The sequence below is a fragment of the Variovorax sp. MPBD4-3 genome, from assembly GCF_058809745.1.
Genome location: NZ_JBXASW010000026.1, coordinates 62,186 through 76,536 on the forward strand (window position 1 = coordinate 62,186; position 14,351 = coordinate 76,536).

General features: G+C 68.6%; 15 protein-coding genes. 6 read left to right on the forward strand and 9 right to left on the reverse strand.

What is annotated here, in order from left to right:
* Positions 1–67 precede the first annotated feature (67 nt).
* Entirely contained in the window at positions 68–1,606 is a 1,539-nt protein-coding gene (locus tag AC1RVW_RS16825; protein ID WP_493201207.1) for an alpha/beta hydrolase family protein, read from the forward strand.
* Positions 1,607–1,628: 22 nt separating this feature from the next.
* Here the strand turns inward: AC1RVW_RS16825 and AC1RVW_RS16830 are convergent, their stop codons facing one another.
* The 3 genes from AC1RVW_RS16830 to AC1RVW_RS16840 all read right to left on the reverse strand — a co-directional run bounded on the left by AC1RVW_RS16830 (position 1,629) and on the right by AC1RVW_RS16840 (position 4,871).
* Positions 1,629–2,573, reverse strand: a complete 945-nt coding sequence (locus tag AC1RVW_RS16830) for a crotonase/enoyl-CoA hydratase family protein (RefSeq protein WP_493201209.1) — start codon at positions 2,571–2,573, stop codon at positions 1,629–1,631.
* 76 nt (positions 2,574–2,649) lie between these two features.
* Positions 2,650–4,149, reverse strand: coding sequence for a sensor histidine kinase (locus tag AC1RVW_RS16835; RefSeq protein ID WP_106934368.1), 1,500 nt, complete (start codon positions 4,147–4,149; stop codon positions 2,650–2,652).
* Positions 4,146–4,871 (reverse strand): response regulator transcription factor, encoded by a 726-nt coding sequence (locus AC1RVW_RS16840; RefSeq protein WP_493201211.1) that lies wholly within the window; start codon positions 4,869–4,871, stop codon positions 4,146–4,148. Before AC1RVW_RS16840 ends, AC1RVW_RS16835 begins: the two co-directional genes overlap by 4 nt.
* Before the next feature lie 98 nt (positions 4,872–4,969).
* On the opposite strand from AC1RVW_RS16840, the gene AC1RVW_RS16845 reads away from it, so the two are divergent.
* The 4 genes from AC1RVW_RS16845 (at position 4,970) to msrA (ending at position 7,604) form a co-directional block, all read left to right on the forward strand.
* Positions 4,970–5,617: a cytochrome b/b6 domain-containing protein gene (locus AC1RVW_RS16845; protein WP_106934367.1), complete on the forward strand. Its 648-nt coding sequence runs from the start codon at positions 4,970–4,972 to the stop codon at positions 5,615–5,617.
* Between the two features lie 7 nt (positions 5,618–5,624).
* Positions 5,625–6,416: a molybdopterin-binding protein gene (locus AC1RVW_RS16850; protein ID WP_493201213.1), complete on the forward strand. Its 792-nt coding sequence runs from the start codon at positions 5,625–5,627 to the stop codon at positions 6,414–6,416.
* Positions 6,417–6,520: 104 nt separating this feature from the next.
* Positions 6,521–6,802 carry a pentapeptide MXKDX repeat protein gene (locus AC1RVW_RS16855; protein WP_493201215.1) on the forward strand — a complete coding sequence of 94 codons (282 nt, stop codon included), beginning with the start codon at positions 6,521–6,523 and terminating at the stop codon, positions 6,800–6,802.
* A gap of 100 nt (positions 6,803–6,902) precedes the next feature.
* Entirely contained in the window at positions 6,903–7,604 is a 702-nt protein-coding gene (msrA, locus tag AC1RVW_RS16860) for a peptide-methionine (S)-S-oxide reductase MsrA (RefSeq protein ID WP_493201217.1), read from the forward strand.
* Here the strand turns inward: msrA and AC1RVW_RS16865 are convergent.
* Genes AC1RVW_RS16865 through AC1RVW_RS16890 form a run of 6 tightly spaced genes read right to left on the reverse strand, consistent with a single transcriptional unit; the run spans position 7,601 to position 13,464 of the window.
* Positions 7,601–8,254, reverse strand: a complete 654-nt coding sequence (locus AC1RVW_RS16865; protein WP_493201219.1) for a hypothetical protein — start codon at positions 8,252–8,254, stop codon at positions 7,601–7,603. The two genes, msrA and AC1RVW_RS16865, sit on opposite strands and share 4 nt — an antisense overlap.
* A gap of 31 nt (positions 8,255–8,285) precedes the next feature.
* On the reverse strand, positions 8,286–9,071 hold the full coding sequence (locus AC1RVW_RS16870) for a DUF899 domain-containing protein (protein WP_493201221.1): 786 nt from the start codon (positions 9,069–9,071) through the stop codon (positions 8,286–8,288).
* A gap of 38 nt (positions 9,072–9,109) precedes the next feature.
* Positions 9,110–9,775: a Vgb family protein gene (locus tag AC1RVW_RS16875; protein WP_409195554.1), complete on the reverse strand. Its 666-nt coding sequence runs from the start codon at positions 9,773–9,775 to the stop codon at positions 9,110–9,112.
* Positions 9,776–9,818: 43 nt separating this feature from the next.
* The gene (locus tag AC1RVW_RS16880) at positions 9,819–11,039 is read right to left on the reverse strand and encodes a helix-turn-helix domain-containing protein (protein ID WP_493201223.1); all 1,221 of its coding nucleotides are present in this window, start codon (positions 11,037–11,039) and stop codon (positions 9,819–9,821) included.
* Positions 11,040–11,073: 34 nt separating this feature from the next.
* The gene (locus tag AC1RVW_RS16885; protein WP_493201225.1) at positions 11,074–12,372 is read right to left on the reverse strand and encodes an acetyl-CoA hydrolase/transferase family protein; all 1,299 of its coding nucleotides are present in this window, start codon (positions 12,370–12,372) and stop codon (positions 11,074–11,076) included.
* A gap of 54 nt (positions 12,373–12,426) precedes the next feature.
* Positions 12,427–13,464: a class I fructose-bisphosphate aldolase gene (locus tag AC1RVW_RS16890; protein ID WP_493201226.1), complete on the reverse strand. Its 1,038-nt coding sequence runs from the start codon at positions 13,462–13,464 to the stop codon at positions 12,427–12,429.
* Positions 13,465–13,637: 173 nt separating this feature from the next.
* Between AC1RVW_RS16890 and AC1RVW_RS16895 the strand changes: the two genes are divergently transcribed.
* Positions 13,638–14,189, forward strand: a complete 552-nt coding sequence (locus AC1RVW_RS16895; protein WP_493201228.1) for a DUF2844 domain-containing protein — start codon at positions 13,638–13,640, stop codon at positions 14,187–14,189.
* The last annotated feature ends 162 nt before the right edge of the window (positions 14,190–14,351 follow it).

Below are 14,351 nucleotides of genomic sequence, written 5' to 3' on the forward strand. Positions count from 1 at the left end.
ATCGCGGGTGCAGCGCCGCGCCGGTCATTTCTTCTCGAGAACTCACAAGAACGGAGAGAGACACCCCATGCATTCAGCACGCCTGACACTTCTTGCACTGGCAGCCAGCCTCGCGGTCGCATCCTGCGGCGGTGGAGGCGGCGGCGGCAACAGCCTCGGCTTCATTCCCGCGCCCACGCCCGCACCCGCGCCTGCCGCACCGCCGCCTCCCGCGCCGCCCCCCGCTCCCGTCGCCGAAGAAACGCGCCTGCAGGACAGCCGCAATTCGTTCGCGCCGGCGGACCCCTCGGCCACCACCTTCGCCGCGCTCGCCGCGGACGGCAGCGACACGGTCGACAACAGCACGACCAGCCGCTGGGCCGGCATGCTGGGTGGCGCCCAGTACAACGTCGAAGTGCCCGCCAACTGGAACGGCCAGCTCGTGATGTATGCGCACGGCTATGCGGGCGAAGGCAACCTGCTGCAAGCCGGCACGCCCACCATCCGCCGCTACCTGATCCAGAACGGCTACGCCTGGGCCGCCTCCAGCTACAGCAAGAACTACTACGACGTGCGCGCTGGCGTGGAAGACACCAACGCCCTCGCCCTGCAGTTCAACGCCATCGCCAAGGCCCGCGGCCGCAACCTGGCTGCGCCGTCGAAGATATTCATCACCGGCCATTCGATGGGCGGCCACATCACGGCGGCTGCCATCGAGGACGAAACCTACGCCACGGCCAACCACAAGGTGAAGTACAACGGCGCGGTGCCGATGTGCGGCGTGGTGGGCGACACGGAGCTGTTCGACTACTTTGCAGGCGCACAAGTCACAGCCCAGGCTCTGGCCGGGCTGCCGAAGTACCCGACGCCCAACTGGGTGGACATCTCTGCGCAAGTGGGCTCGACGCTGTTCACGAGCTTCACGACCACCCCGCCCAATATCGACACATCCGCCACCGGGGCCAAGTACGCCTCGGTGATCGAGAACCTGACCGGCGGCCAGCGCCCAATGTTCGACCTGGGCTTCAAGTCGGGCGGGTCGTTCGCCGCCGTGTGGGGCGTGTTCGGCAGTGACGGCACCGTCAACGGCATCCTGAACAAGAGCACGCTGGACACCAACCGCTTCACGTACACGATCGAAGGCGACATCCCGGGTTCGAGCGCGCTGAACGCGTCGGTGCTCAAGCTCACGGCCGCCGCAGACGCCAACCGGCTGCGCACCGACGGATTGCGCTGGATTCCCAAGGCCAACGGCGAATTCAAGATCCCCGTGGTGACGCTGCATACGCTCGGGGACCTGTACGTGCCCTTCAGCATGGAACAGATCTACAACAAGCGCGTGGCGGCCAAGGGCAACAGCCAGTGGCTGGTGCAGCGTGCGGTGCGCGGCATCACGCATTGCGACTTCACGGTGAAGGAACAGGTCGAGGCCTTCGACGCGATGATCAAGTGGGAGCGCGATCCCGCCGGCGCGAAGCCATTGGGTGACGACGTACTCACCCCGGCCACGGTGGCCGCACCGGACTACGGTTGCAAGTTCACCCGCCCACTTGGCACAGTCGACGAAAGCAACACAAGCAAGGCTACGCGCCCGGCTGCAGCCTTCGCGCACCCCTGTCCGGCCTGAGCGCAGCCAGCCGAAAGCGTGGTCAGGCCGCGGGCGGCACAGCTGCCCGCGCTTGCGCCAACTGCGCCTCCAGCCGCGCGACGAGCGCCCGGGCCTCGTCGCCTTCCGGAATGTCCCGCCCGCTGTCGCGCCACGCGACGGCGCTCTTGAAGCCTTCTGCCTCTGCCTGCCGCCGGAACCACATGCCCTCCGGGTTGTGGCGCGTGATGCCGTCGAACACGGTGGCGAACATCTGGCTCTGTTCCAGCCCCATCGAATGCCAGACCTGGTTGACCACCAGCTTGTGCATCATCAGGTGCGAACGCGGCACGCCCGCGATGCGAAGGGCCAGCTTCAGCGTGGCCTGGTCGAGCCGGTCGGCGGGCACGGAGAAGTTCGCCAGGCCCCATTCGGCCGCCTGCTTTCCGTCGATGGTGTCGCCGGTGAACATGAGCTGCTTGGCGCGCATGGCGCCGAGCCGATAGGTCCACATGGCGGTGGTCGGGCAGCCCCACACGCGCGTGGGCATGTAGCCGATGCGTGCGTCGTCGGCCATGGCGAGCAGGTCGCAGCACAGCGCGATGTCGCTGCCGCCGGCCACTGCGTAGCCGTGCACCTTGGCGATGGTGGGCTTGCGGCTGCGCCACAGGGCCATGAAGTCGTCGGTGTTGCCCTTCATGGCGGCGTAGTCCAGCATCGGGTCCCAAGGCGTCTTCTCCTGCCGGCAGGGGTGGTCGCCCTGCCCTTCGCGGCCTTGGCCTTCGGCGTAGTCGCCAAGGTCGTAGCCGGCGCAGAAGGCGCGGCCCGCGCCCTCGACCACGATGACGTGCACCTCGTCGTCGGCCTCGGCCCACTCGACCGCGCGGCGGATCTCCGAGGGCGTGGTCTCGCCGATGGCGTTGAGCTTTTCGGGGCGGTTCAGCACGAGGCGCGCGATACGCGGGTGCTGCGGATCCTTGTCGATCAGGACGGTGTCGAAAACTGGCATGTCTCTTGTCTCCTGTGTTTTGGAACGGGTCGCGCCACGCTTGTAGCATCGCCCCCCACCACAGGCAAACCGCCGATCAGGCCCCTGCCGCGCTCCCCGCACCGCCCAGCTGGAAGCGGAACACGGCCCCCTTGTCGGGCTGCTGCACCAGCCGGATGTCGCTGTCGTGCAGTTGCAGAATCCGCTTGACGATCACCAGGCCCAGCCCGCCGCTGCTGGCGCTGTCGGTGCGCGAGCCGCTCATGAACACCGGGCGCATGAAGAGCGACTTCTGCAGCTCGCCCGGAATGCCCGGGCCCGTGTCGCTCACCTGCACCGTCACGCCGGCGTTCTCCGGGCGCAGCTGAACCACGATCTCGCCGCCCGCCGGCGTGTGGCGGATGGCGTTGTCGAGCAGGTTGGTCAGCACCCGCTCGATCATTCCCAGGTCGGCCGACACCACCGGCAGGCCCGGCGCGATGTCGGGCTTCAGCCGCTGGTGGCGCGCCTCGGCCGCCAGTTCGAACTTCTGGAACACGTCCTGCACCAGGTCGGCCAGCGCAAAGTTTTCTTTCTCGGGCTTGACCACGCCGTACTCGAGCCGGGCCAGCTCGAACACTTCCTGCGCGAGCCGGCCGACCTTTCGGCTCTGGCCGAGCGCGATTTCAAGGTAGCGCCGGCGCTCTTCCTCGCTGAGCGTGCCGGCCTTGAGCAGCAGGGTTTCGAGGTAGCCGTGCAGCGAGGTGAGCGGCGTGCGCAGGTCGTGCGAGATGTTGGCGAACAGCTCGCGGCGCTGCTGGTCCTGCAGTGTGAGCTCGCGCCATTGCTCGGCGATGCGCCGCGTCATCTGCGTGAAGGCCTGGCCCAGCTGTGCGATTTCGTCGGTGCCCCGAGACAGGCGTTCCAGCGTGGGCGTCTCGCGCTCCAGCGAGGCGATGCCCTCGGTCTCGAAGCGCTTCACCGCCGCCGTCAGCTCGCGCAGCGGCCGGGTGATGAGCCGAAAGGCCGCAAGCCCCGCCAGCAGCCCGAGCAGCGCCACCAGCCCCATCGACCACAGCGTGGTGCGCAGCACGTTGTCGGTGGCCACGTTGGCGACCAGCGCATCGTGGTCCTCGCCCTGCAGCACCACGTAGACGTAGCCCGCGTCGCGCCCGTCCATGCGCAGCGGCGCGGCGCTGAACACCTTGGAAGCGGTGAGGCTGCGCGGATCGTCCCCGCCGATGGGCAGCGGCGCGCCCGCGAGCAGCTTGCGGATCGGCTCCAGCCCGACCGTGTCGCGCTTCAGGTGCCCCTGCGGCGCCGCCTGTGCCTTGATGCGGCCGTCCAGGCCCAGCAGGTAGACCTCCACGCTCGGATTGACGGCCATCAGCTTGTCGAACAGGTCTTTCACCGCCTCCTGGTTGAGTCCGCCGGGCTTCATGAGCTCGGAGTTCCCGGCGATGTGCGCCGCCAGGCCGAGCGACAGCCGCTGCACGACCTCCTGCTCGTGAATGCCGTTGGAGCGCATCTGCAGCCACGCCGAGGCGCCGCAGCACACCAGCAGCAGCACCGCGAAGACGGCAGAGAGCCGCCGAGACAGCGTGCTCCAGGCCGTCATGCCGAGTCCTCCCCGTTGGCGGCAGGCGACAGCTTGTAGCCCCGCCCCCACACCGTGAGGATGCGCCGCGGCTGCGCCGGGTCGGCCTCGACCTTGATTCGCAGCCGGTTGATGTGGGTGTTGACGGTGTGCTCGTAGCCGTCGTGCTGGTAGCCCCAGACCTGGTTGAGCAGGTCGAGCCGCGAGAACACCTTGCCGGGGTTGCGGGCGAAGAAGTACAGCAGATCGAACTCGCGCGGCGTGAGTTCGATGAGCCTGCCGTCCACCCGCACCTCGCGCGCCAGCGGCTCGATGTCGAGGTTGCCCAGCGTGAGGCTGCCCGAGTCCATGCGCGCGTTGCGGGCCAGCGCGTCGGTGCGCCGCAGCAGCGCCTTCACCCGCGCCACCAGCTCCAGCACCGAGAAGGGCTTGGCCAGGTAGTCGTCGGCGCCCAGCTCCAGCCCGAGGATGCGGTGCACCTCGCTGGAACGGGCGCTGATGATGATGATCGGCGTGTAGCGCGTCATGGCGCGGGCACGGCGGCAGATTTCGAGGCCGTCGATGCCGGGCAGCATCAGGTCGAGCACCAGCGCGTCCCAGTTGCCGCGCTCCAGCTCGCGAAGGCCGGCATGGCCGTCGGCGGCGTGCTCGACCGCATAGCCCTCGTCGCGCAGGTGCATGCGCAGAAGTTCGGCAATGTGGGCGTCGTCCTCGACGATCAGCACGCGCTTGGCTGTATCCATGGGGTGGCATTCTCCCGCGATACGCGGTCTGGAGTTATCACGATTAATTGAAGTTTGCGTGATGAATCGGCCATGGGGTGCGCCAAACAATCCGCTCCATGAACAGCACAGCCATCGCTCCTCCCGCCGCCCAGGCCCCCGAGGCAGATCGCCGCCCCATCCACCCGCTGTGGATGCGCGTCACGCACTGGCTCAATGCGCTGGCGGTGCTGGTGCTGGTGACGAGCGGCTGGCGCATCTACGATGCGTCGCCGTTCTTCCCGTTCACCATTCCCACCGTGGTCACGCTCGGCGGCTGGCTGGGCGGCGCGCTGCAGTGGCACTTTGCCGCCATGTGGCTGCTGGTGTTCAACGGCCTGGTGTACCTGGTGCTGAACATCGCCAGCGGCCGGCTGGCGGCCAAGTTCTTTCCGGTCACGCCGCGCGGCGTGCTGCACGACGCGCTGGCCGCGCTCAAGGGCAAGCTCTCCCATGCCGACCCGCGCCGCTACAACAGCGTGCAGAAGCTGGCCTACCTGTTCGTGATGCTCGACCTGATCGTGATCGTGCTGTCGGGCCTGGTGCTGTGGAAGTCGGTGCAGTTCGCAGTGCTGCGCGACCTGCTGGGCGGCTACGAATTCGCGCGCCGCATCCATTTCTTCGCGATGGCCGCCATCGTGGCCTTCGTCGTCGTGCACCTGGTGATGGTGGCCCTGGTGCCCCGCACCCTTCTCACCATGCTCCGCGGCCGCGCACCCAAGGCCTGACCCAACCATGAAAATCTTCAAGGCACCCACCCTGAGCGGCATCGACGGCGAGGCCGTGCTGCGCGAAGCCCGCACGCTGATCGAAAAGAAGCTCGACCAGCCGTCGCGCCGCCTCTTCATGCGACGCTCGCTCACGCTCGGCGGCCTGTCGCTGCTCACGGGCTGCAGCATCAGCGACAACGCGCAGGTCGATGCAGCACTGACGAAGATCTCGCGCTTCAACGACAAGGTGCAGGGCCTGATCTTCAGCCCCACGCAGCTCGCGCCGACCTACACCGAAGCCGAAATCACCCGCCCCTTCCCGTTCAACGCCTACTACGGTGAAGACGAAGTGCGCGTGGTCGACGAAGCCGGCTACAGGCTCGAAGTGACCGGCATGGTCGCCGACAAGCATGCCTGGACGCTGTCCGAGCTGCGCGCCATGCCGCAGGAAGACCAGATCACCCGGCACATCTGCGTGGAGGGCTGGAGTGCCATCGGCAAATGGGGCGGCGTGCGTTTTGCCGACTTCCTGCGCCGCATCGGCGCCGACACCACCGCCAAGTACGTGGGCTTCAAGTGTGCCGACGACTACTACACCAGCATCGACATGCCCACCGCGCTGCACCCGCAGACGCTGCTGACGCTGACCTACGACGGCCAGCCGCTGCCGCCCAAGTACGGCTTTCCGATGAAGCTGCGCATGCCGACGAAGCTTGGTTACAAGAACCCGAAGCACATCAAGGCGATGTTCGTCACCAACACCTATTCCGGTGGCTACTGGGAAGACCAGGGCTACAACTGGTTCGGAGGGAGCTGAGGGGCTGCCACAGCCGCTCGACTGCCGATGAAAGCGCGAGGCCGTGTTCCAAGAACCAGGCCGATCTTTTTTTGAAAAATGACACCTCAACTGGAAGACTCCAAATGAACAAGCTCACCGCAACCCTGCTCGCCACCTGCATCGCCTTCGCCGGCGCCTCGGCCTTTGCCGCCGACGAAATGGCGAAGGACGGCATGGCCAAGGACTCGATGTCCAAGGACGGCATGAAGAAAGACTCGATGGCGAAGGACTCCATGTCGAAAGACTCGATGTCCAAGGACGGCATGAAGAAGGATTCGATGGCGAAGGACAGCATGTCCAAGGACGCCATGAAGAAGGACTCCATGTCGAAGGACAGCATGTCCAAAGACTCGATGTCCAAGTAAGCACCGGGCGCGAACCACCCGATCCGCCCCGCCATTGACGAACGGCGGATTGGGCGTCAATGTCGCGCCATTCGACAGGAGACCCCTGAAAGGAAAGCCAATGAAATCCTTCGCACTGACCGCAGGCACCCTGGCCGCCGCGGCCCTCGTCTGGTATGCGGTGCCCTCGTCCGCGGAAACCTCGCGCCGCGTACCGGCTCCTACGGCCGACCTGACCGCCGCCCCCACGGCCAAGACGGAGACCGCCGTCTTCGCCGGCGGCTGCTTCTGGGGCGTGCAAGGCGTGTTCCAGCGCGTCAAGGGCGTGAGCAATGCGGTCTCCGGCTATGCCGGCGGCGACGCCAGGACGGCGCGCTATGAGGAAGTCGGCTCGGGCCGCACCGGCCATGCAGAGTCGGTCCGCATCACCTACGACCCGCAGCAGATCAGCTACGGCAAGCTGCTGCAGATCTATTTCTCGGTGGCGCACGACCCGACCGAGCTGAACCGCCAGGGCCCCGACACCGGCACGCAATACCGCTCGACCGTGTTCGCCGAGAACGCCGAGCAGGCGCGCATCGCCAGGGACTACATCGCGCAGCTCAACCAGGCCAAGACCTACGGCAAGCCGCTGGCCACCACGGTCGAGCTGTCGAAGCCCTTCTTCGCGGCCGAGGACTACCACCAGGACTACCTGACGCTGCACCCGAGCCAGCCCTACATCGCGATCAACGACATGCCCAAGATCGACGACCTGAAGAAGCTCTTCCCCGAGGTCTACAAGGCGACGCCCTCGCTGGTGAAGGCCGCCAAGGCCGGCTAGCCTCCGCGCAGCACGACCAGCAGCACGCCGGTGGCGGCCAGCGCGGCCGTCCAGGCGTGGCGCTGGAATCGATCGCCCATGAGCCGGGGATGCAAGGCCACGCCACGGCACACGCCGGCGGCGATGGCACCGGTCGTCGCCAGCATCGCGGCCGTGTGCACCCCGATCGCCGCCAGCGCCAGCAGCAACGAGCCCGAAGCGGTGATTTCGCGTGCCGGGTTGTCGGCAAGGCACAGCGGCATGAGCGCCGGCACCAGCATCAGGCCGGCGCCGTGCGCGGTGGCCATGAGAAAGGACCACAGCGCGATGCCGGCCTGCCCCATGCGGATGCATGAAGCGCCACGCCCGGCCTGCGAAGCTTCGCCGCGCAGGCAGCGATAGGCAGCCAATCCCAGCAGCAGCCCGCCCGCCACGCCCTGCACCCGCGCATGTTCCATCGACATGCCCCAGGCGAACCCCCACGCCACCACGGCAACCGACACGCAATGCCCGAGCGCGATGGGCAGCAGCGCCCGCCGCGCCTGCGCCCCGTCGCGGGCCTGCACGCCGCATGCGGCAGCGAACATCCAGCCGTTCGCCGGGCTCAGCCCATGAAGGGCGCCGAGGCCTGCGACGGCCAGCCAGGGCCACAGGCTCGCCATGCTCGCCATGACATGCCCGATCGGTTCGGCAGCGCCGGGCTCAGGCGCGATGCGAGCAGCAAGAATCCGCCGCGGCCTTCGCGGTGGGCACCGGCTCGTAGCGGTCGTGGTGGCGCACCCACTCCATCTTGTGCGGCACGTCGCGCTCGCCGCGGCCCTGGGGCGTGAGGTCCATCAGGCTGTAGGCGCCCATCATGACTTCCACGCCGCGCCCGTAGGTCGAGTAGGTGTGGAAGACATCGCCCGCGTCGTCCTTGTAGAACACGCTGACGCCGGGCGCCTCCGAGGCCGGAAATGAGCGCCTGGCGTAGTTGTAGTCGACCTCGCCAGCGGCCAGTTCCTCGGGCGTGAAGCTGACGTGGAAGTCGTGGTTGAAGTCGCTGCCGTTGGACGACACCCAGTCGAACCGCCAGCCCATGCGCTCGCGGAAGCGGGCGATCTCGGCCAAGGGCGCGCGCGAGACGGCCACGAAGCTGATGTCGCGCTGCGCCAGGTGCACGTTCATGCCGTCGGTGTGGTCCGCCATGTAGGAGCAGCTCGGGCAGCCCTCGCCCCATCCCGGGCCGAGCATGAAGTGCTGCACCACCAGCTGGCGGCGGCCCCCGAACAGCTCGGCCAGCGTGCGCTTGCCGTGCGGCGTGTCGAACACGTAGTTCTTGGAAACGCGCTCCCACGGCAATGCGCGGCGTTCGCGGGCGATCTGGTCCTGCAGGCGCATCAGTTCCTTCTCTCGCGCCAGCAGCGTCTTGCGCTCGGCGAGCCAGCGATCGCCCGGCACGACGGAATGGTTCTGGATGGCTGGCGGCTCGGCAATGGCTGTGTTCATGATTCAGTACTCCTTGTTGGAAAGTGATGAAGCGGCGATCAGGACCTGGCCGCCTTCGGGCGCCGCACGGCGCGGACCTTGCCGCTGTTGCCGCCGCCGCAATAGAAAAGGTCCGCCCCGTCGGACTCCAGGCCGCTCACTCCCACGCCGCGCGGCATTTCGAGCCGCTCGAGCACATCTCCGCTCCGTGCGTCGATGCGGCGGATGTCGCTCTGGTCGTCCTCCCATGTGCCGTGCCACAGCTCGCCGTCGACCCAGGTCACGCCGGTGACGAAGCGGTTGGACTCGATGCTGCGCACGACCGCGCCGGTCTCGGGGTCGATCTGGTGGATCTTGCGGTTGCGGTACTCGCCCACCCACAGGCTGCCCTCGGCCCACGCCAGGCCGGAGTCGAGCCCCTTGCCCGGGGCCGGAATGGACGCCAGCACCTTGCCGCTGACGGGGTCGATCTTGTCGATGCGCGCATCGGCGATCTGGTACAGGTGGGTGCCGTCGAAGGCCGTGCCGGCGTCGCAGGCCACGTCCAGCGTGCGCGTGGCCTCGCCGCTGGCGGGGTCGAAGGCCACCAGCGCGGCGCCGGTGGCGGCCCATACGCGCTGGCCGTCATGGGTGACTCCGGCCACCTTGTCGGAGCCCGCGAAGGGTCCGTATTCGCGCACGATCTCTGCCGCGTGCACCGCGGCGCTGCCTGTCCTGTTGCTCATCGTTGGCTCCTGGTGCGCCTGACATGGCGCCCTGGAGACAACTTTATTCAATAGGCAGCGCGGAAGGGAGTAACAAGATCGTCGTGAATCCGGCCAGCGGCGGCGACAGCCAGCGGCGCGCCCTGGCCTGGCCGATGGAGCGGACGCGGCCCGCTTCTTCCAGCTCGGCCAGCGCGCGCTGCACGGTGCGCTGGCTCGCGCCCAGGGCCAGCGCCAGCGCCGACGTCGACCACGCCGCGCCGTCGGACAGCAGCGCTACCAGCGATGCCTGCTCGCCGTCGAAGGGCGGCGCCAGCACGGCCACCGCGCGGTCGTCGCGCGGCTTGAGGATGAAGCCGCGCGCCGTCGCCTCGATGCCGGCCAGCGATTTGACGAGCGCGCGCAGCCGTCCGATCTCGACCCGCAGGCGGGCGCGGTGCGTCTCGTCGGGGCGGCGGGTGCGGAACGCGCATTCGATCAGCGCCTCGCGGTCGACATCGCCCGGCCAGGCCTCGGCGAGCGCGCGCGCCAGCGAGAACAGCACCGGCCGTCGCGCCAGCGGCTGCCAGCTGTCGCCCGCGCCCAGCCCGCGGCGGCAGGCGTCGACGACCAGCGCGTCGGACGCCAGCAGCGCGGCCACCTCGCCCAGCCGCAGCGTCTGTTCGCCCTCGGCGGACAGGCGTCGCGCCGCCGGGCGTTCCAGCGCCGAGCGCATCTCAGCCACTTCGGCCAGCAGCGCCGGCACATGCGCCTGCAGGGCGGCTTCCTGCGCGCGGGCCAGCGCCGCTTGCGCATCGCCGATGCGCAGCGAGCGCAGTGCGAGTTCTGCCGAAGTGAGTTCGGCCACTGCCGCCAGCGCAGGCGGAAGGCCGCGCGCGTCGAGCCTTGCCAGCGCTCCGGCGGCCTCGTCCAGCCGGCCGATCAGCAACAGGCGCCGCACCGCGATCAGCCGCGCCTGCAGCGCGTTGGCGTGGTCTTCGCGCGCCTCCAGCGTGGCCGCGGCCGTCGCCAGGGCGCGCGGCGAATCGCCGAGATCGCGCATGGCCATCGCCACCTCGGCTTCGGCGACCACGCAGCGCGCACGCGCGGTTTCTTCATGCGTGCCGAAATCGCGTGCGGCCCGGCGCAGCAACTCGCGGGCGCGCGCATGCTCGCCAAGCTGGGCCATCGCGATGCCGCGCAGCGCCAGCGCCGGCGGATCGTCGCGCAGGGCCACCCGCTTCAGGGCGCCGAGCGCGTCGCCGGCGGCCAGGGCACGCGCCGAGGCGGCAATCAGCGAATCCATGCGCAGCCCGCCGCGCGCATGTCGCGCCCGGGCCTCACAGCAGATTCGCCCGCTTGGCCTGCTCGGTCAGCTCCGCACGGAAGTCCGGATGCGCAATGGCGATCAACTCCCGCGCGCGCTGCCCGGCGGACTTGCCGCGCAACTGGGCCACGCCGTATTCGGTGACGACGTAGTTGATGTCGTTCTTGCTGGTGCTCACGTGCGTGCCCGGCGACAGCGACGGCACGATGCGCGAAACGGTGTCGCCCTTGGCGGTCGACGGCAGCACGATGAAGGCCTTGCCGCCGCGCGAACGGTTGGCCGCCCGCACGAAGTCCGATTGCCCGCCGGTGCCCGAATAAGGCGCATGCCCCAGGCTCTCGGAGCCGCACTGGCCCAGCAGGTCGATCTGCATCGTCGCGTTGATGGCCACCAGGTTGTCGTTGAGCCCCGCCAGCGCGGGGTCGTTGGTGAAGTTCACCGGGTGCATCTCGAGCGACGGATTGCGGTCCATGTAGCGGTAGAGCCTGTTCGACCCCAGCGCGAAGGTCGCGATCGACTTGCCCGGCAGGTAGTTCTTGCGCCGGTTCGTCACCGCGCCGCTTTCCACCAGCGTGAGGATGCCGTCGCCGATCATCTCGGTGTGGATGCCCAGGTCCCGCTTGCCGGTGAGTTGCATCACCACCGCGTCGGGGATGCCGCCGTAGCCGATCTGCAGCGTGGAGCCGTCGTCGATCAGCTCCGCCACGTATTTGCCGATGGACTCCTGCACGGGGCCGATCTTCGGCAGCCCGACTTCCATCACCGGCGCGTCGTTCTCCACCAGCGCCGCGACCTGCGACACATGCACATGGCAGGCGCCGCAGGCAAAGGGCACGTTCGGGTTCACCTCCAGCACCACCGCGCGCGCCTTGGCAACGGCGGCCATGGTGTAGTCGGCGCCCAGGCTCAGCGAGAAGTAGCCGTGCGCGTCCATCGGCGATGCCATGGTGAACACCACCTCGGCCGGCACCTGCCCGCGCTCGATCAAAGAGGGAATCTCCGAAAAATAGTTGGGAATGAAGTCGATCCACCCCGCCTGCCCGCCCGCGCGCGTGGCACCGCCGAAGAACAGCGCGACATGGCGCACATGCTCGACGGTCTCCGGGTCGATGTAGGCGTACTTGCGCATGGCCAGGATCTGCGCCACCTTCACGTCGCGGAAGTCCCGGCGCTGCTCCGACAGCGCCGTGAGCAGCGTGGGCGGCTCGCCGACACCGGTCGGCACGATGATCATGTCGCCGTCGCGCACCTGCTGGCGTACGGCATCGGCGGCGGAAACGAGCTTGCGCTGGTAGAGGTCCTGGATCGTCATGAAGCTTTGTGCGTTGTCTCTGTTCGTTGTATGTGCGCCCGGGTCCGTTGCCGGTCAACGGGGTGCGTCGCGCTTCGCGTCGTAGCCGCCCCGGCGCGCGGCCTGGTTGCAGCGGGCACGGAACACCAGCGCCTGCTGCGCCTCGGCGACGTTGGCCGCATCGCCCTTCCACGCATCGAGCGCCGGCTGCTGCACCGCGCGCGAGAAAGAAAAGGTCAGCGCCCACGGCAGGCGCGACTTGTGCCGGGTGTTCATCGCATCCAGCCGCGCCGAGGCCAGTTGTGCGGACTGTCCGCCCGACAGGAACGCGACGCCCGGCACCGCGGCGGGCACGGCGCGCAGCAGGCAGGCCACCGTGGAGTCGGCCACCGCCTCGACCGAATCCTGCGTGGCGGCTTTCTCGCCGGGCAGCACCATGTTCGGCTTGAGCAGCATGCCTTCGAGCAGCACGCCCTGCGCGAGCAGTTGGGCGAAGGTGCGGTGCAGCACTTCTTCGGTTACCTCGGCGCAGCGCGCGAGGGAATGGCCGCCGTCCATCAGCACCTCGGGCTCGACGATGGGCACGAGCCCGGCCTCCTGGCACAGCGCGGCGTAGCGCGCGAGCGCATGGGCATTGACGTCGATGCAGGCCGGCGTGGGCAGGCCCGCGCCCGGGCCGTCCGCGATGGCGATCACGCCGCGCCATTTCGCGAAGCGCGCGCCCATGCCGGCGTATTCGGCGAGCCGCTCGCGCAGGCCGTCCAGGCCTTCGGTGACGGTCTCTCCAGGGTGCCCGGCCAGCGGCTTGGCACCCATGTCGACCTTGATGCCGGGCACGATGCCCACGTCGGAGAGCGCCTGGGCAAAGGGCTTGCCCGCGTCGGTCCGCTGGCGGATCGTCTCGTCGAAAAGGATCGCGCCGCTGATGCTCTCGCCCAGGCCCGGCGCGGTGACGATCAGCTCGCGCCAGTCGCGCCGCGCCGCCTCGGTCTGCGGAATGCCCAGCGCGGCGAAGCGCTTGTTGCAGGTGGCATTGCTCTCGTCCATGGCGAGCAGGCCCTTGTCGCCGGCGACGAGCGCGCTGGCGGTATCGATCAACGTCTGTGCAGTCATGAGTCGTGACACCTCTCTGGCGGCCATCCTACGCCCTCCCCGGCCACTCGTTAACACCGCGAACCTGATCGCTGGCCGACTTGGCATTGCAGCCTATGCGGCGCTCCGGGTCTTTGCCAAGGTGACGCGAACGCGCATTAACCTTCGCGCGTCGGGACGGAAAGGAACTCAGGATGAACGGCAAGTCACGAGAATGTCATGCGCGGCGCGCCAACGCGACCGCCTTGCTGTCTGGCATTGCGCTTGCCGCCGCCGTGTTCGGAACGCCCTGCGCGTTCGCGGAACTGGGCGGCGCTCCTACCATGGGGCCGTCCCAGCGGGTCGCCAACGCATCGCGCAAGGCCGCAGCACCTGCGGCCACCGACGCGGCCAAGGCAACCACTGCGAACAGCTGGACAGTGCGAGAAACCACGCAGCCCGACGGGCTGGTCGAGCGCGAATACCTGAACTCCGACGGCGTGGTCTTCGCGGTGGCATGGCGCGGCTCCCGCCGGCCCGAGCTTTCGGTGTTGCTGGGCACGCAGTACGCCACGCAGATGTCCCGCCGGGCGCGCGAACTGCGCCAGCAGGGCCGGGGCTCGCATGGCTCCACTTCTCAGGTGGACGACACGTTCGCGGTGCATGCCTCGGCGCACCAGCGCTCGTCGACGGGCATCGCCTGGCTGCCACGGCTGCTGCCGCCCGGGCTCGATCCGGACACGTTGTCCATCCCGCAAGACTCCTGAACCCATCCACCCTCCCGCAAGCAGCCACCATGCCCATGGAAGCACGACAAGCAGGCAGCCCGCGCGCCGCCGCCGGCGCCCGAACGCTGATTCTCAAAGCGGCGGCCATGGCGGCATGCGCCGCAGGCCTGCTGGTACTCGCCGCATGCGGCGGTGGCGGGG